Origin of the sequence: Synechococcus elongatus PCC 6301 (assembly GCF_000010065.1) — a bacterium.
In the GTDB taxonomy this organism is placed as follows: Bacteria; Cyanobacteriota; Cyanobacteriia; order Synechococcales; family Synechococcaceae; genus Synechococcus; species Synechococcus elongatus.
The window spans coordinates 1,277,185-1,293,456 of the sequence record NC_006576.1 but is presented as its reverse complement, the minus strand read 5'-3'; the positions used below and the strand labels follow the sequence as shown (position 1 = coordinate 1,293,456).

Sequence of the window (16,272 nt, the reverse complement as noted above, 5' to 3'; positions counted from 1 at the left end):
TTCTGTCCGACCTGTGAGTTCCTCTGAAAGTTCTGTCCAGGATCCTGCGATCGAGGCGATTGCTTCAGCCGCAACCGAACCCGAAACAGAAACGGTCACTGAACCTCAATCGGATTCGATGGCAGAGTACTACGCGCTGCAGCGTCAACTGTTGCAGGTCACGTTAATTTGCACAGTCGTTATTTTCGGAGCGGTCTGGTGGGCCTATAGCCTTAACACTGCTGCTAGCTATTTGCTGGGGGCAATGGGTGGGCTTCTCTACCTCCGGATGCTTGGGAAAGCGGTTGAGCGGATTGGTGAGCGCCGTCGCCAGTTTGGGAAATCACGTCTAGCGCTCTTCGTGGTGCTCATTGTTTTAGCAGCACGATGGCAATATCTGGAACTGATGCCGGTCTTTTTAGGTTTTTTGACCTACAAAGCAGCCCTGATCTGGTACACCCTGCGAGCTGTGATCCCAACTGCTGAAAACAGTTGAAACGCAGTCGCGATCGCGGATGTAAATGGGCTCCGCAACCCTTCCTTCCGACCTCATGTCCATGCCGACTCTACTCGAACTCTCGTCAGTTTTGCCTCTCGCCGAGCTCGAGGTCGGCCAGCATTTTTACTGGCAGATCGGCAACTATCGGCTTCACGGCCAGGTCTTTTTGACTTCTTGGTTCGTGATCGCGGCCTTGGTGGTGCTGTCTCTCCTGGCGAATCGCAATCTTCAGCGCATTCCCAGCGGCCTCCAGAATTTCATGGAGTACGTTCTGGACTTCATCCGTAACCTAGCCCGCACCCAGATCGGCGAAAAGGAATATCGTCCTTGGGTTCCGTTTATTGGTACCCTGTTTCTGTTTATTTTCCTGTCCAACTGGTCCGGCGCTCTCATCCCTTGGAAGCTGATCAAGCTCCCTTCGGGCGAATTGGCTGCCCCGACCAGTGACATCAACACCACCGTAGCGCTCGCGCTATTGACCTCGCTGGCGTACTTTTACGCCGGTTTCAGCCGCAAAGGGCTGGGATATTTTGGCAACTACGTCCATCCCACGCCGGTGATGCTGCCCTTCAAAATTTTGGAGGACTTCACCAAACCCTTATCCCTGAGCTTCCGTCTGTTTGGAAACATCTTGGCAGACGAACTTGTGGTGGCGGTTCTCGTGCTGTTGGTGCCTCTCTTCGTGCCGCTGCCAGCAATGATTCTGGGCTTGTTTACCAGTGCGATTCAAGCGTTGATCTTTGCAACCTTGGCTGCGTCATACATCGGCGAAGCCGTCGAAGAGCATGGTGAGGAACACGCCGAGTAGTGCAGTGCGATCGCTGCCTATTTTGCGGTTGACCCCCGAGTCTGCTTGACTCTTTGCTCCCGGTCGTTGTTCAGTCTTTGAGGGACTGATCGCCCGGATCTCCCTGTCCCCCAACGTCTTAACGGTCAAGGATTTTCACGTCATGGATTCTCTTACCTCTGCTGCTTCCGTTTTGGCTGCTGCTCTGGCAGTGGGTCTCGCGGCGATTGGCCCCGGTATCGGTCAAGGTAGCGCAGCTGGTCAAGCTGTCGAAGGGATTGCTCGTCAGCCGGAAGCTGAAGGCAAAATCCGCGGCACCCTCCTGCTTTCCCTCGCTTTCATGGAAGCGCTGACCATCTACGGCTTGGTCGTGGCGCTGGTGCTGCTGTTCGCGAACCCCTTCGCGTAAGCTTAGCTATCCTTCGGGGCGGTCTCATGGGTTGAGCCGCCCCCTCTTCTGTGCTCAATTGCCTGACAGCTCCTTGCTGTGGACCTGCGGGTTATTGGGCGGTTTTAACCGCTGTTCTCCGACCTTCCGGCGGAGCCTGTACTCATGAATGCTTGGATGATTCTTGCGGCAGAAGCCGTTCAAGAAGCCGAAGGAGGCCTGTTTGACCTCGATGCCACACTGCCCTTGATGGCGGTGCAAATCTTAGTCTTGGTCTTCCTACTCAACGCTGTTTTCTACAAACCATTTGGCAAGGTCCTCGACGATCGCGACCAATTTGTTCGCGGCGGGCGGCAGGATGCCAAGGCTCGTTTGGCAGAAGTCAAGGCTTTGACGGCACAATACGAGCAGGAGCTTGCTGCTACACGCAAGCAGTCTCAGGCTTTGATTGCTGAAGCCCAGACTGAGGCTGGTCGGATTGCTGCTCAGCAACTGGCCGAAGCTCAGCGTGAAGCTCAAGCCCAGCGTGAGCAAGCGCAACAGGAAATTGACCAGCAGAAAGCGGTTGCTTTGCAAGCGCTCGATCAGCAAGTCGATGCCCTGAGCCATCAAATTCTCGATAAGCTCTTGGCCCGAGCTTAGGCTTTTGAGTCCGAGTTCGGCATTGTTTTGGGTAGTGGATAGTATGTCCTCTTGGATTTTGCTCGCGCATGCTGAGACCTCTGGGTTCGGTCTCAATCTTGATCTCTTTGAAACGAACCTGATCAACCTGGCGATCATCATTGGTCTCTTGGTCTATGCAGGTCGAGGTTTCCTCGGCAATTTGCTCAGCAACCGTCGCGCTGCGATCGAAGCAGAAATCCGTGAGGTTGAAGAGAAGCTGGCATCGTCTGCCCAAGCCCTGAGCCAGGCTCAGACCCAACTGAAAGAGGCAGAAGCTGAAGCGGCTCGCCTGTTGGTTGAAGCCAAAGCCCGTGCAGCAGCGGTACGCCAAGAAATTTTGGACAAAGCAGCTGCGGATGTTGAACGCTTGAAAGCCACTGCTGCTCAAGATGTCAGCACTGAGCAACAGCGTGTGCTGGACGAACTGCGCCGCTATGCAGTTGCCCAAGCCTTGAGCCGGGTTGAGACGCAACTGTCTCAGCAGTTGGATGAGGCCGCCCAACAGCGCTTGATCGATCGCAGCTTGGCTACGCTCTAGGACTTTGCCATGACGAGCACTTCTCAACTGTTTGATCCCTACGCGGAAGCCTTGATGGCGATCGCTCGCGAACAAGGGCTAGAGGATCGCTTTGGCGAGGATGCAGCCCTATTCCGAAGCACTTTGGCTGCTTCTGCTGATCTGCGCCACCTGTTGGAAAATCCAACCTTGTTTTCCAGCCAGAAAAAAGCGGTTCTCAACCAAGTGTTTGGAAGTTCAGTTCATCCCTTGGTCTTGAACTTCCTCAATTTGTTAGTTGATCGCAATCGCATCGCCTTTTTGGACGGCATTGCCGATCGCTACCAGGCTCTGCTGCGTAAGCTTCGCAACGTGGTACGAGCAGACGTCTCTTCAGCCGTGCCGCTGACTGAAGCCCAAGTGCAAGTGATCACCGAAAAGGTGAAACAACTCACCGGCGCAGCGGGTGTGGAAATTGAGAGCCAAGTCGATGCCGATCTTTTGGGCGGCGTCATTATCAAAGTTGGCTCTCAAGTCCTCGACGCAAGTCTGCGGGGCCAGCTGAAACGGATTTCGATCAGTTTGGCCGCCTAGGCTTTTTCGTTCTCTCGCAGTCTTCCCCCACCGGAATTACCCAGCCATGGTTAGCATCAGACCCGACGAAATTAGCAGCATCATTCGTCAGCAGATTGAGCAGTACAGCCAAGACGTCAAAGTTGAAAACGTCGGTACCGTTCTGCAGGTGGGTGACGGCATTGCCCGCATCTATGGTCTGCAGCAGGTGATGTCTGGCGAGTTGGTGGAGTTCGAAGATGGCACCACCGGCATCGCGCTCAACTTGGAAGAAGACAACGTCGGTGCGGTGTTGATGGGCGAAGGCCGCAACATCCAAGAGGGCAGCACGGTTAAAGCGACCGGCAAAATCGCTCAGATTCCGGTCGGTGATGCACTGGTTGGCCGTGTGGTCAGCCCCTTGGGTGCGCCGTTGGACGGCAAAGGTGAAATTGCGGCAACCGAAAATCGCCTGATCGAATCGCCGGCTCCTGGCATCATTGCGCGTCGCTCGGTGCATGAGCCCATGCAGACCGGTATTACCGCGATCGACGCGATGATTCCGATCGGCCGGGGCCAGCGCGAGCTGATCATCGGTGACCGTCAGACCGGCAAAACCGCAATCGCGATCGACACGATTCTGAACCAGAAAGGCGAAGACGTAATTTGCGTCTACGTCGCGATCGGTCAGAAAGCCTCTTCGGTTGCCAACATCATTGAAGTCCTGCGGGAACGCGGTGCCCTCGATTACACCGTGGTCGTTGCGGCCAACGCTTCAGAACCGGCAACGCTGCAATACCTGGCTCCCTACGCCGGTGCTGCGATCGCCGAGTACTTTATGTACAAAGGCAAAGCCACCTTGGTCATCTACGATGACTTGACCAAGCAAGCGCAGGCTTACCGCCAGATGTCGCTGCTGCTGCGTCGTCCGCCCGGTCGGGAAGCTTACCCCGGCGATGTTTTCTACCTCCACAGCCGTCTGCTGGAACGCGCCGCTAAACTGTCGGACGCTCTTGGTGGTGGCAGCATGACTGCCCTGCCGGTGATCGAAACCCAAGCCGGTGACGTCTCGGCCTACATTCCGACCAACGTGATCTCGATTACGGACGGTCAAATCTTCCTGTCCTCTGACCTGTTCAACTCGGGTCTGCGTCCGGCTATTAACGTCGGTATCTCGGTTAGCCGGGTCGGTTCCGCTGCTCAAACCAAGGCGATCAAGAAAATTGCTGGCACATTGAAGCTGGAATTGGCTCAGTTTGATGAGCTGGCGGCCTTTGCTCAGTTTGCATCTGACTTGGACAAAGCCACTCAAAACCAGTTGGCTCGCGGTCAGCGTCTGCGTGAGCTGCTGAAACAGCCTCAGTTCTCGCCGTTGATTCTGGCGGAACAAGTAGCAGTGGTCTACGCCGGTGTTAAAGGTCTGATCGACGAGATTCCGGTCAACCAAGTCACGGCCTTCGTTTCTGAGCTGCGCTCCTACCTGAAGACCAGCAAGCCTGAGTTCATCGAGAAAGTTCAAAGCTCGAAACAACTCGATGACGCCGCTGAAGCATTGCTGAAAGAAGCGATCGCGGAAGTGAAGAAAAACATCTTGGCTGCTGTCTAGTCGTTCACACACTGGTTGGCGCTGCCTAATTGACTGGGCGGCGCCGCTTTTTGGAGAAGCTCATGGCAAACCTCAAGGCGATTCGCGATCGCATTAAGTCGGTTCGCAACACCCGAAAAATTACCGAAGCCATGCGTCTGGTGGCAGCCGCCAAGGTGCGTCGGGCTCAAGAACAAGTTCTCAGTACTCGTCCCTTTGCCGATCGCTTGGCCCAGGTGCTAGCCGGTTTGCAACAGCGGCTGCAATTTGAAAATGTCGACCTGCCCTTGTTGCAGCGTCGGGAGGTTAAGACGGTTGCCCTGCTGGTTGTTTCCGGCGATCGCGGTCTTTGCGGTGGCTACAACTCCAACGTCATTCGTCGGGCTGAACAACGGGCGCGCGAACTGAGCGCTCAGGGTCTGGACTACAAGTTCGTGATTGTTGGCCGTAAGGCAGGTCAGTACTTCCAGCGCCGCGAACAGCCAATCGAAGCCACCTACAGTGGTTTGGAGCAAATCCCGACGGCTCAGGAAGCGAATGACATCGCCGACCAGCTGTTGTCGCTGTTCCTGTCGGGTACCGTCGATCGGGTGGAACTGGTCTACACCAAGTTCCTCTCCTTGGTCGCTTCTAACCCCGTGGTGCAAACGCTCTTGCCTTTGGATCCGCAAGGCTTGGCCAGCAGCGATGACGAAATCTTCCGCCTAACAACTCGTGGCGGTAGCTTTACGGTGGAACGCGAAAAGCTGACCTCGGAAGTGGCCCCACTGCCCCGCGACATGATCTTTGAGCAAGATCCGGCTCAAATCCTCAGCGCTTTGCTGCCGCTCTACCTCAGCAACCAGTTGTTGCGGGCCTTGCAGGAAGCCGCTGCCAGTGAATTGGCTGCGCGGATGACGGCAATGAACAGCGCGAGTGACAACGCCAATGCCTTGGTGGGTCAGCTGACGCTGGTTTACAACAAAGCTCGTCAGGCTGCCATTACCCAAGAACTGCTGGAAGTTGTGGCTGGCGCCGAAGCGCTGAACGGCTAGGTTCTTCCCGAAACAGAGGCCGCGCTTGAGTGAATTCGGGCGCGGTTTCTTGGTGCTGAACCGGCAGACTAGATCTTGTTGCGATCGCATCCTTTCTTCTGAAGCGCCATGGCTACCTATCAAGTCGAAGTCATCTATCAGGGTCAGTCCCAAACCTTCACGGCTGACTCAGATCAAAGTGTTTTGGACTCAGCGCAAGCTGCGGGCGTTGATCTGCCGGCCTCTTGCTTAACTGGAGTCTGTACAACCTGTGCCGCGCGGATTCTCAGCGGTGAAGTGGATCAGCCAGATGCCATGGGGGTAGGGCCCGAGCCTGCTAAGCAGGGCTACACCTTACTCTGTGTGGCCTATCCGCGATCGGACCTGAAGATCGAGACTCATAAGGAAGACGAACTCTACGCCCTGCAATTTGGTCAGCCCGGCTGATGCAGACCCAATTTGTCAGTCTGACTTTGCCCTGGCAACCCGAGCTTGATTGCCTCATTCGATCGATCGAATCAGCCTTACGCCAGCAGGGTGAACCGTTGCGCTGGGCGATCGCGGCTCGGGAAGGATCAATGGTGCGTATCGAAGCGGTGGTGACCCCATGCTCGGGCGATCGCTAACCTCTGTCCTGATTGTGCCGACGGGGATTGGCTGTGCCGTGGGTGGTTATGCTGGGGACGCCCTGCCTTTGGCGCGGGCGATCGCCTCAGTCAGCGATCGCTTGATCACCCATCCCAACGTGATGAATGGGGCGAGTCTCTACTGGCCACTGCCGAACGTCGCCTACGTCGAAGGCTACGCCCTCGATCGCTTTGCGGCGGGTGATTGGCAATTACAGCCGGTGCATTGCAACCGCATTGGTCTACTTCTAGACGCGGCAATCGAGCCGGAGTTACGAATTCGCCACCAGCAGGTTGCAGAAGCGGCTCAGGCTACGCTGGGACTCTCTGTGACGGCAGCGGTGATCACGGATGCCCCCTTGGGCGTGACCCTGCGACAGGCAGACTCAGGCTCGACCTGGGGCACGATTGACCGCCCCGATAGTTTGCTACGAGCCGCAGATCAGCTCTTAAAAGCCGGATGTGAGGCGATCGCAGTCATCGCTCGGTTTCCGGATGATCCGGGTGCCATTGCCCTGCAGGATTACCGTCAAGGTCAAGGGGTTGACCCCCTAGCCGGAGCCGAAGCCGTGATTAGTCATCTGATCGTGCGGGAGTTCCAGGTACCCTGCGCTCATGCCCCGGCATTGCAGCCCTTACCGCTGGATGCCAGCATTTCACCGCGATCGGCTGCGGAAGAACTGGGGCATACCTTTCTACCCTGTGTCTTGGCAGGGCTGAGTCGTGCGCCCCGCTATCGCTCAGCAACTGAGTCGATTGCTGAAAGCATCCGACCAGAATCCGTCGATGTCGTGATTGCCCCTGAGACTGCGATCGGCGGCCCCGGCATTCTCCACTGGGCAGCACGGGGGATTCCGATTCTGGCCGTGGCAGAGAATCGCTCGACCTTGGATTTGCGACCGGTGGATCTGGGCGTGCCCGTCCAGCACCTGCAAACGCACTTAGAAGCAGTGGGCTGGCTAGCGGCTTACAAAGCCGGCCTGGATCCAGCAGCCCTTTCGCCGGGCGATCGCCGCTTGTCATACTTAAACCATTCCGTCCAGCAGGCAACCAGCGGATGACGAGTCCTGCTCCCGAAGATGCTTTGAGTCGTCAACAGATTTTGCTGGCAGTGGCCTGTACAGCGATCGCTTTGCTGATTGGCGCCAAGCTCTGGCAGCGAGTCGGTGCCATTCCCCAGTTACCCTGGCGTTGGCAACCGGAGCTGGCGATCGCCGGTCTAGGAATTGCACTGGGCGTTGTGCTGCTCAGTCGGCTCTGCTATCAACTTTGGCCGGGCTATCGCCACAGCAGCGATTTTTACTTGGCGATCGTGCTGCAGCCGCTGACTTGGGCCGATCTGCTCTGGATTGGCTTGTTGCCCGGGCTCAGCGAAGAGCTGTTGTTCCGGGGTGTTGCTCTACCGGCGATCGGTCTGAACTGGCAAGGCATTTTGATCAGTAGTTTGCTGTTTGGCAGTCTGCATCTGGGCGGCCGCAACCAATGGCCCTATGCCCTGATGGCCACAGGGGTCGGCCTGATCCTCGGCTGGACCGCCGTCGAAACCGGCAATCTGCTGCTGCCGATTACTGCCCACATCTGTATTAACTGGGGCTCAGCCCTCTGGTGGAAAGTTGAGCATGACCGCGATCGCGCCTGACTGGGAAGCCCTTCTTCAATCCGATGCAGCCGCCTTGGCTGAGCAACTGTTGGCGAGCGAACGGCAAGCGCGATCGCAACGCCCCGCGATTACCTCGGCGGATCTGGAAGGCCTATGGCAACTGCAAGCCGGACTCAACAAAACGGGTCGCCTGTGGCGCTGGCCTGCCTTCTTGCCGGCGACGTTGGAATATCGCTGGATCGAGGCCGAAAGCGGTCAAATCACCAATCAGATTTGCCTTGGCGCGATGCGCTTTCGTTTTCGGGGGCCTTGTCAGTTTGAAGTTGGCCGGAATTTGCTCTGGTTTGACTTTGAACAGTGGCAACTGGCTTGGGGCGATCGCCTGCTGGTTCAAGGTCGCTTGGGAGGTGCTGCTGCTATCTCAAGGCTGAGCGATCGCTTACAGCAGCGTCCCCGTCCGAAACTGCCGTTTTTTCACTATTTTTCTGTCACACCAACGGTAATCGCAGCTCGCGGTCGTGGCGGTGGAGTTGCGCTGTGGCAAAAAGTAAAGGCTTCACCAGCTTGCCGTACCGACTCCAGTCTACTTTGAGCAAAACCTCGAGACATTGAAGCGTTTCTGGAGTTGGCGATTGTGCCAGATGGTCACGCTAAAAGTGGTGTATGCGACAAATGAAGTGCTGCATCTCTTGCTAAGACTGTGGCAAAAGCCTTCGAACTGCCAGCTTACTGGCCAAGGTTGTGCCCGTATGCTCTATCCCCGTCAACGCTATCGCGGTGAGCCCTGGACGCCTCAAGCCGCTGCCTTTCACAACAACCTCGAAGAGTTTGCTGAACAGGTCGGAATCATTGTGGGCCTACAGTCCAACGGCAAACTGAGCCAGGAGCAAGCCTACGCCCGCATCAGAGGACTTTGGGACAAGCTCAAAGTCAGTCACGAACACTTGCTCCAGTCGCCTGACTCCCCCGCTTCTTAGTACCAGACCCTTTGCCGCTGCGGGATAGGATAAGAAAAATTCCTGACTCTTCCTGGAGTGCCTATGGCCCGCCCTCTCGCACGCCTGTTTGCGATCGTGCTCGTTGCCGTGATTGGCTTAACGGCTTGTACTGGTGGTGGTGATTCAGCAATCAGCGGCAACTATCGTCAGGACACCCTCGCCGTCGTGACCAGCCTGCGCAATGCAATCACGCTACCCGACGATGCCCCAGAAAAAAGCGCCGCTCAAGCTGAGGCGCGTCAGCTGATCAATGACTTTGCTGCGCGTTACCGTCGTGATAGTCGCGTTTCGGGTCTGTCATCCTTCACGACGATGCAAACAGCCTTGAATAGCTTGGCCGGCCACTACAGCTCTTATCCCAATCGCCCTGTGCCAGAGAAGTTGAAAAAACGCTTGGAGAAAGAGTTCCGCATGGTGGAGTTGGCCCTCAACCGCGAAGCCTAAGACTCTTTTCGCTGGCTTTGAATTGAGATTGCGAGCGGACGCTGACCCCAGGGATCTAGCCGTCCGCTTTTTTGCAGGCGATCGCGCCAGTTCTACAAAATCCTGCAATTTAGTTAGGACAACTTGATTTGGGGTAGTTGGTTAGGGTTAACAGCGACTGTCCGTGGAGGGTGATCGCGAACCCCACACCCACGTCCTAGAGGGCTTGACTCCCCCAGACTCCCACTACGAGATTTCGGGTGAGACTGATCGACTGAATTGCGATCGCTGCGGGTAAAACTAGTCGGTGCCGTCTACGGGCTTGAGGCACATCCGATTGCATTAAATTGTCCTCACCAAATTTCAGGGTGCTCTAGCCTTGGGGCTGTTCGAGCACTTGTAGGAGTTTGCTAAGCAGTAGCGCCAGTTGATTATCCGTTTGGTTTTCTGAGCCCTGCAGCGTTGCAAAAATTCCCCCCAAGGCCTGCTGGAGTTGATTGTCGCTATTGACGGCGACCCAGCCGCCGCCTTGGGGCTCCCTCAATTCAAAGTGCAGGTGGGGGCCTGTAGCTGTGCCAGTCATACCGACGCGGCCAATGACTTCGCCCTGTTTCACGCGATCGCCCGGACGAACAAAAATCTCTGAGAGGTGACCGTAGAGGGTTTCGCGGAGGGGATCTTGGTGATTGAGCACCACCGTCAGGCCGTAGCCCCCCAAAAAGTCTGCGATCGCAACAGTGCCAGAAAAGGCGGCGACGACAGGCGTGCCCATGGGTGCGGCAATATCTGTGCCGGTGTGCATGCGATATTCGCCATACACCGGATGGAGTCGCCAGCCAAAGGTGGAGCTAATTGCTGCCCGAACTGTCAGGGGGAAGAGTAATTGGCGATCGCCATTGTTTTGAATCCCGTTGGGGCGCGCTGTGCGATTGAGGTACTGCGCCACATTCAAGGTATTGCCGAGTTGTTGTCCTAAATAAGACACCGCCACAGAGAGCGGATTGGTGGAAGGTGGCTGGAGTCGACCCAGATTGGGTACGGCTTCGCCGGTGATGGGGTCGATCTGTAATTCCCCACCGGTTGCGATTGCGGTTTCACTGTTCCGTTCCGCTTGCTGACATTCGCGAGGTGAGAGCGCTCCTGCAAATTCGGGGTTGCCACAGGCCGATCGCAGTCGGGCGCGCAGGTCTACTTGGGGAAAAGCCTCCGGGTTGTCGCGCCGCAACCGCACTTCGCCGAGGTCGTTGTTCGATGGCTGCGAGGGACGGAGCCGCAGATCCTCCGGCAGGCTGGGAAGCGCTTCAGTGGCTGTTGGGTTCGAAACTGACTGCGCTTGGCCCGAGGGAGCTGAAACTCCGATCAGCACGGTGGTGGTGCTGAGCAAAGCAGCCAGTGTCAAGGAAAGCGGGCGATTCACAGGAGCCTCAACAAAATCAGCACTTGCTTCTGAGAGCTCAGTCCCAAAGTTCGCAAGCTTTCCCAGTCTAAAAACTCGATCCCGTTATTGGTGTGTCACTGGATCAGTTTTTGGATCATGTTGCCACGGCCACAGGCTGAGGTCTCCGGGCTGAACGATGACCCAAGGGCGATCGCGCCCCTGCAGTCGAAGCCCGCCACTGGGATCAATCCCCAGCAAGGTCACAATCTGGCCCTGCCAAGTTAAGCGATCGCTACGGCGGTAGAGCCATTGATCGTAGAGAGGAATCAAGGTTTCCCAATCATCTGCCAACCATTGATCCAAGCCGGTCTGGAGGCCTTGGAGTACCGCGATCGCTAAATCAGGTAGGTCTGCCCAAGCGGTCGAAACAGACTGGAGGGCAATGCCAGTCTCAGGCACAGGATTGGATCCATTCAGCCCGAGGCCAATCACCGCCTCGCGCAGGCGATCGCCCTGACTCCGAGTCTCAACCAGTATGCCGCCCAGCTTGCGATCGTCGAGCACGAGATCATTGGGCCATTTCAACTGAACTGGAACCTGCGATCGCAGCGACTGTGCAACGCCCCAAGCGGCACCAAATATCAGGCGAGCCGACTCGCTGAGGGGCAGATCTAAATCCAGGCCCAAAGAGAGATAAAGCCCACCCAAAGGGGATAACCAACTGCGGCCCTGCTGACCGCGCCCAGCCCGCTGTTGAGCGGCGATCAGAACCTGCTCGTGGCGATCGGCCTGCTGCCAAAGCTGGGCGTTGGTGGAATCGGTGACCGCGATTGTCCGCAGCCGATAGCGAATCCCAGCTTGCTGGGCCTGCTGCTGTAGATTCAAACAAACCATTCGCTAGGCTGGACGACAGGACTCTGACGGCTCAAGTCAATTGCCATGATCGCAGATGCTAACCCTTGGTTCTGGCAGGCAACAGCCACTGGCACCTATCTCCGTTGCCAACTGCTAGCTGACTTTGAGCATGGTTTTTTTACTCGTACTTTTGCGCCAGCTGAACCGCATCAGTTGCAACCGTTGCTCAATCCCCAAGCCTCGGTGCATCGGGTCAAGCAAGTCCATGGCAATAAAGTTTTGCCGGCAACGATCGCGCCGCACTCTGCTTCACCCCTGTCCGAAGCGGATGGCCTCTACAGTGAGGCGGCTGGTCAATCTCTCTGGGTCTGTTCGGCTGATTGCACACCAGCACTCGTCGCTGATCTCAAACAGGGCAGTGTTGCAGCAGTGCATGCGGGCTGGCGAGGCACGGCGGCGGGCGTCCTGCGCATTGCGGTTCAGCAGTTGCTAGCCCAAGGCAGCCAACCCGAAGATCTGCGTGTCGCCCTTGGCCCTGCGATCGCGGGTGAGGTCTACCAAGTCGAGCCGCAAGTCGCTCTCCAGACCCTGCAGTCGTTAGCGCCGGAGCTGACCGATCCCCAAGCCTTTCTGACAGGATCAACTCCGGCAGTCTTGCCTGATTCCGCAGCCGATCGCCTGCGCTTGGATGTGCGCCAAGTCAATCGACACCAGCTGTTGCAACTAGGGCTCAGCGATGCCCAAATCTCGATCGCGCCGCACTGCACCTTCCAGGACGAAGCCCATTTCTTCTCCTATCGCCGCAGCAATCAACGTCAAGTGCAATGGTCCGGCATTGTCAGCCAAGCGGGCGATCGCCGCTAGCGGGAACGATTCGAGGCCGTGCAGTCAGTCGACAACGGTGGTAAGATTGTCATTCTGCGTTCGTGTGGGCATGGCTGGGCGATCGCCACTGTCTAAGCCCCTTGCCCCTGTCGGTTTTGTTTGACAGTCCGCACCGTTCTTTCGCGAGAGGTCACCATGGCGAAGCGCCGCAACCTGAAAAAAGAAAAAGCTCTACGTAACGAAGCCTACGCCCGTAAGTTCCGTAAGCGGAACCTGCGCAGCCGTGGCCGCCGCCCGTCTCCGTTCGCCAACAGCCAAAACAACGAAGAAAAAGGCAACGAAACCAGCGAAGCAGCCTAGATTCAGCCGCGATCGCAGTGCCGACGCCTGAACTCTAATTACTGCCAAAAAGTCGAGTCCTCGGTCAGCGATCGGGGACTTTTGCTGTGCAGGGAACGGAGAGGTAGCTGTGGCTTCTCTGATGGGAATTACTGAGCAGCCCTAGAGTCAGTGCTGACTGCTAGAGCTGCCGTGAGTTTCCTCAACTCCCAGGCGGACGAATCCTGCCGGAGGCTGAGAAAAATCGTTACGATGACTGCAGCAACTTAGCTGTCGGTGTCTTCAGCGGTTTTGGCAGGCGCTGCCCCGACTGTGTTGGCCGAAACTTGAGCCCCGAGGGCCAATTTTTCGCGCACCTGCTGTTCGACCGTTGCCCGGAAGTCAGGATGCTCTTCCAAGTGGGTGATTGTGTTGTCGCGCCCTTGGCCGATGTTGTCGCCGTTGTAGCTGTACCAGGCGCCTTTGCGCAGGATGACGCCGGTTTCTTCCGCCAAGTCCACCAGGCAACCGAGGGTAGAAATGCCCTTGCCGAAGAGAATGTCGAACTCAGCAATGCGGAAGGGCGGTGCCACTTTGTTCTTGACGACCTTGACCTTGGCACGGGTGCCGTACTCTTCTGTGCCCTTCTTCAGGGTTTGAATGCGGCGAATATCTAAGCGGACGGACGCATAGAACTTCAGGGCCTGACCGCCTGTGGTGGTCTCGGGGCTGCCGTAGGTGACACCGATTTTTTGGCGCAATTGGTTGAGGAAGATAACCGTGCAACCCGATTTGCCGATGTTGCCTGTAATTTTCCGCATCGCTTGGCTCATCAGGCGAGCCTGCAGACCCACTTGGGCGTCGCCCATTTCCCCTTCAATTTCGGCACGGGGAACGAGGGCTGCCACCGAGTCGATCACGACGATATCGACGGCGGCCGATCGCACGAGCTGGTCGACAATCTCGAGGGCCATCTCGCCGGTGTCAGGCTGCGAGATCAGCAGATTGTCAATGTCCACCCCTACGGAGGTGGCGTAAACCGGGTCGAGAGCATGCTCCGCGTCTACAAAAGCGGCGATCCCACCCTGCTTTTGGACTTCTGCGATCGCGTGGAGCGTGAGCGTAGTTTTACCCGAGCTTTCAGGGCCGTAGACCTCGATAATCCGCCCCTTGGGTAGACCGCCGCCCAGGGCTAAATCAAGCGTCAGCGCACCCGTGGAAATCGTTTCGACCCGCAGTCGAGCCGCATCGCCAAGGCGCATGATTGCCCCCTTGCCGAAATTGCGCTCAATCTGACTGAGCACGAGATTTAGGGCTTTTTCCTTCTCTGGAGCGATCGCGTCAGATTTGCTAGCCATAGGGGTCTCGGGGAGTGGCCTCTATGTTATTACACGGCTCTTCGATCACTACGGGCGATCGCAGCCCAACCATTCGAGGACTAGCGAAGGGTGTCCTCAAAGGCTCGCGCTGACTTAGCTACTGGTACTGGGCGAGAGAATCCGCAGCAGCCAAAGACTGACAAGGAGGGAGACCACATGTCCTGTCAGGACTTGGGTGTTAGAGAGCATGGAGAACATTTCCAGCGATGTAATCGCGTTGTTCCCCATGGTGTTGTTCAGGCCTGTAAAGCCCGGCTGCTGCATCGATGCCTGGAACGTCAGACTGCCCGCCAAGGCTTGATAGCCCATCACGGATAACAACAGACCGGCAACGTTGGCCCAAATGCCCCGCACTACAAAATTTCGGGTTTCAACCCGGCCAGGACGGCGCAACGGGTCCCCATTGAGGCGCTGACCCAGCTTGACGTAGCGAAAGGCGTGGTAAGTGGTGTAAGCCAAAACAACCAAGGCCAGTGATGTCAGCGATAGGCCAGGACCCAGACCAATGATGCGATCGCGGGTGAGTGCCCGCCCCAAGTTGTTGAACATCAACACCCCGAAGGTGACGACTGCTAGGGTGACCTGGACCCAAAAAGCCCCCCAGCCCAAGAGCCGAAACTGGGTCGCAATTTGCTGGAGAACAACTTTATCCACAGACAATGCCTAGCCTTTGTTTGTATTGACAGTCTCTCCTTGCACGTTGGGAGAGAAACTCGGAGCGATCGCCGCCGTTTGATTCTCCCTGCCCTCAGAAGAGAGGGGTGCACTGCAGTCCAGCACCGATAGCCCCAGCTGCACCTCAAAGCAGGATGGCAGACAGCCGCCCACGCTCTTGATCGTACGTGCAGCATCGTGACCTGTCGAAGCGACGGATCACTTTTGAAACATCACTGCCAGCACTGTGGAGCAGGTAATCGCCCTGCGCTTGGCAGTGCCCCTCTGTTGATAACAGGAATTGATTGAAATTGCCCCGTTGCGAATTCTCCTAATCGCTCCACTAAAAATGGGCTGGTGCACAGGGGAGTCAGCCAGGTGGCCGCGCATCGCTGCGACCTTCCCTAAAATATGGGCAATCTTTGCCCCTACGCTGATGTCGAGCCGTGATGCTGAGCCGCTAGTCGAACTGCGCAATGTCCGTAAGGCCTTTGGCAAGCAAATGGTGCTAGACGGGGTAGACCTCAGCATCTATCCCGGAGAGGCGATCGGCATTCTTGGCCCCTCGGGGACGGGTAAGTCAACCATTCTGCGCATTATTAGCGGCTTGATCTTGCCGGACTCGGGAGAAGTCTGGGTAGCAGGTCAGCAGCGTACCGCTCCGATTACCGAACAGCCCAATCCCTTCCCGATCAACTTGGTCTTTCAGCAAGCGGCGCTGTTTGATTCGTTGACCGTGGGTGAAAATGTGGGCTTTTATCTTTACCAGCACACCCGCCTCAGCCCTGCTGAAATTGAGCACTACGTTGCTTGCAGCCTCGACAGTGTAGGGCTGCCCAACATTGCTCATCTGATGCCATCTGAACTGTCGGGAGGCATGCGCAAACGCGTTAGTTTTGCCCGAGCGATCATCAGTACCCTGCTGGAAGAGTCCGGTGGGCGATCGCTGATTCTCTACGATGAACCGACGGCAGGCCTCGACCCGATCGCCTCCACTGTGGTCGAAGACCTGATGCGCAGTCTCAAGCAGCAGCAACCCCAGGCCTCCTACGTGGTGGTCACGCACCAAGAAAGCACGACTCGTCGCACCGCCGATCGCCTGATTCTGCTCTATCGCGGCCAAGTCTGTTGGCAGGGAACTGCCGCAGCGCTGGACGAGACTGATAACATCTACGTGCGTCAATTCCTGAGTGGTCGCATCGACGGGCCCATTCAAGTCGCGACCTAGCCTCGATCAACCGGAGGAACAGTAAC

Annotated in this window: 22 protein-coding genes; 18 read left to right on the top strand and 4 right to left on the bottom strand. The window is 56.9% G+C overall.

The window, feature by feature from the left end; genetic code table 11:
- Positions 1–13: 13 nt before the first annotated feature.
- From SYC_RS06270 to psb27, 15 genes are all read left to right on the top strand, one after another.
- Positions 14–475: an ATP synthase subunit I gene (locus SYC_RS06270; RefSeq protein ID WP_231621358.1), complete on the top strand. Its 462-nt coding sequence runs from the start codon at positions 14–16 to the stop codon at positions 473–475.
- Positions 476–536: 61 nt separating this feature from the next.
- Positions 537–1,286 carry a F0F1 ATP synthase subunit A gene (atpB, locus tag SYC_RS06265; RefSeq protein ID WP_196794062.1) on the top strand — a complete coding sequence of 250 codons (750 nt, stop codon included), beginning with the start codon at positions 537–539 and terminating at the stop codon, positions 1,284–1,286.
- A gap of 142 nt (positions 1,287–1,428) precedes the next feature.
- Positions 1,429–1,674, top strand: a complete 246-nt coding sequence (atpE, locus tag SYC_RS06260; RefSeq protein WP_011243493.1) for an ATP synthase F0 subunit C — start codon at positions 1,429–1,431, stop codon at positions 1,672–1,674.
- A 144-nt stretch (positions 1,675–1,818) separates the two neighbouring features.
- Entirely contained in the window at positions 1,819–2,295 is a 477-nt protein-coding gene (locus SYC_RS06255) for a F0F1 ATP synthase subunit B' (RefSeq protein WP_011243492.1), read from the top strand.
- Between the two features lie 43 nt (positions 2,296–2,338).
- Positions 2,339–2,854, top strand: a complete 516-nt coding sequence (locus SYC_RS06250; protein WP_011377538.1) for a F0F1 ATP synthase subunit B — start codon at positions 2,339–2,341, stop codon at positions 2,852–2,854.
- Positions 2,855–2,863: 9 nt separating this feature from the next.
- Positions 2,864–3,406, top strand: a complete 543-nt coding sequence (gene atpH, locus SYC_RS06245; RefSeq protein WP_011243490.1) for an ATP synthase F1 subunit delta — start codon at positions 2,864–2,866, stop codon at positions 3,404–3,406.
- A gap of 46 nt (positions 3,407–3,452) precedes the next feature.
- The gene (gene atpA, locus SYC_RS06240) at positions 3,453–4,970 is read left to right on the top strand and encodes a F0F1 ATP synthase subunit alpha (protein WP_011243489.1); all 1,518 of its coding nucleotides are present in this window, start codon (positions 3,453–3,455) and stop codon (positions 4,968–4,970) included.
- A gap of 62 nt (positions 4,971–5,032) precedes the next feature.
- On the top strand, positions 5,033–5,983 hold the full coding sequence (locus SYC_RS06235; RefSeq protein ID WP_011243488.1) for a F0F1 ATP synthase subunit gamma: 951 nt from the start codon (positions 5,033–5,035) through the stop codon (positions 5,981–5,983).
- Between the two features lie 108 nt (positions 5,984–6,091).
- Positions 6,092–6,409 (top strand): ferredoxin PetF2, encoded by a 318-nt coding sequence (petF2, locus tag SYC_RS06230; RefSeq protein ID WP_011243487.1) that lies wholly within the window; start codon positions 6,092–6,094, stop codon positions 6,407–6,409.
- A complete protein-coding gene (locus tag SYC_RS06225; RefSeq protein ID WP_039755467.1) occupies positions 6,409–6,588 on the top strand; it encodes a hypothetical protein in 180 nt (59 codons plus the stop codon). Before petF2 ends, SYC_RS06225 begins: the two co-directional genes overlap by 1 nt.
- Positions 6,570–7,649 (top strand): DUF3326 domain-containing protein, encoded by a 1,080-nt coding sequence (locus SYC_RS06220; protein ID WP_011243486.1) that lies wholly within the window; start codon positions 6,570–6,572, stop codon positions 7,647–7,649. The genes SYC_RS06225 and SYC_RS06220 overlap by 19 nt, the downstream gene beginning before the upstream one ends.
- Entirely contained in the window at positions 7,646–8,227 is a 582-nt protein-coding gene (locus SYC_RS06215; RefSeq protein ID WP_011243485.1) for a CPBP family intramembrane glutamic endopeptidase, read from the top strand. The genes SYC_RS06220 and SYC_RS06215 overlap by 4 nt, the downstream gene beginning before the upstream one ends.
- Positions 8,208–8,780 carry a hypothetical protein gene (locus SYC_RS06210; RefSeq protein WP_011243484.1) on the top strand — a complete coding sequence of 191 codons (573 nt, stop codon included), beginning with the start codon at positions 8,208–8,210 and terminating at the stop codon, positions 8,778–8,780. The genes SYC_RS06215 and SYC_RS06210 overlap by 20 nt, the downstream gene beginning before the upstream one ends.
- A gap of 157 nt (positions 8,781–8,937) precedes the next feature.
- Entirely contained in the window at positions 8,938–9,165 is a 228-nt protein-coding gene (locus SYC_RS06205) for a DUF7219 family protein (RefSeq protein ID WP_011377541.1), read from the top strand.
- A gap of 63 nt (positions 9,166–9,228) precedes the next feature.
- Positions 9,229–9,630: a photosystem II protein Psb27 gene (gene psb27, locus SYC_RS06200; RefSeq protein WP_011377542.1), complete on the top strand. Its 402-nt coding sequence runs from the start codon at positions 9,229–9,231 to the stop codon at positions 9,628–9,630.
- 352 nt (positions 9,631–9,982) lie between these two features.
- Here psb27 and SYC_RS06195 read toward each other — a convergent pair whose 3' ends face one another.
- Positions 9,983–11,026: a M23 family metallopeptidase gene (locus SYC_RS06195; protein ID WP_011243481.1), complete on the bottom strand. Its 1,044-nt coding sequence runs from the start codon at positions 11,024–11,026 to the stop codon at positions 9,983–9,985.
- Positions 11,027–11,110: 84 nt separating this feature from the next.
- Positions 11,111–11,881, bottom strand: coding sequence for a biotin--[acetyl-CoA-carboxylase] ligase (locus SYC_RS06190; protein ID WP_011243480.1), 771 nt, complete (start codon positions 11,879–11,881; stop codon positions 11,111–11,113).
- Between the two features lie 45 nt (positions 11,882–11,926).
- Here SYC_RS06190 and pgeF point away from each other — a divergent pair, with 45 nt between their 5' ends.
- Together pgeF and SYC_RS13990 are read left to right on the top strand one after the other, a co-directional pair.
- On the top strand, positions 11,927–12,706 hold the full coding sequence (gene pgeF / locus SYC_RS06185; protein ID WP_011243479.1) for a peptidoglycan editing factor PgeF: 780 nt from the start codon (positions 11,927–11,929) through the stop codon (positions 12,704–12,706).
- Between the two features lie 156 nt (positions 12,707–12,862).
- A complete protein-coding gene (locus SYC_RS13990) occupies positions 12,863–13,027 on the top strand; it encodes a hypothetical protein (protein ID WP_011243478.1) in 165 nt (54 codons plus the stop codon).
- 245 nt (positions 13,028–13,272) lie between these two features.
- Here SYC_RS13990 and recA read toward each other — a convergent pair whose 3' ends face one another.
- Positions 13,273–14,343: a recombinase RecA gene (gene recA, locus SYC_RS06180; RefSeq protein WP_011243477.1), complete on the bottom strand. Its 1,071-nt coding sequence runs from the start codon at positions 14,341–14,343 to the stop codon at positions 13,273–13,275.
- 114 nt (positions 14,344–14,457) lie between these two features.
- A complete protein-coding gene (locus SYC_RS06175) occupies positions 14,458–15,018 on the bottom strand; it encodes a DUF3611 family protein (RefSeq protein WP_011243476.1) in 561 nt (186 codons plus the stop codon).
- A gap of 436 nt (positions 15,019–15,454) precedes the next feature.
- Here SYC_RS06175 and SYC_RS06170 point away from each other — a divergent pair, with 436 nt between their 5' ends.
- Complete coding sequence (locus SYC_RS06170; RefSeq protein ID WP_231621357.1) at positions 15,455–16,246, top strand: ABC transporter ATP-binding protein; 792 nt, start codon at positions 15,455–15,457, stop codon at positions 16,244–16,246.
- The last annotated feature ends 26 nt before the right edge of the window (positions 16,247–16,272 follow it).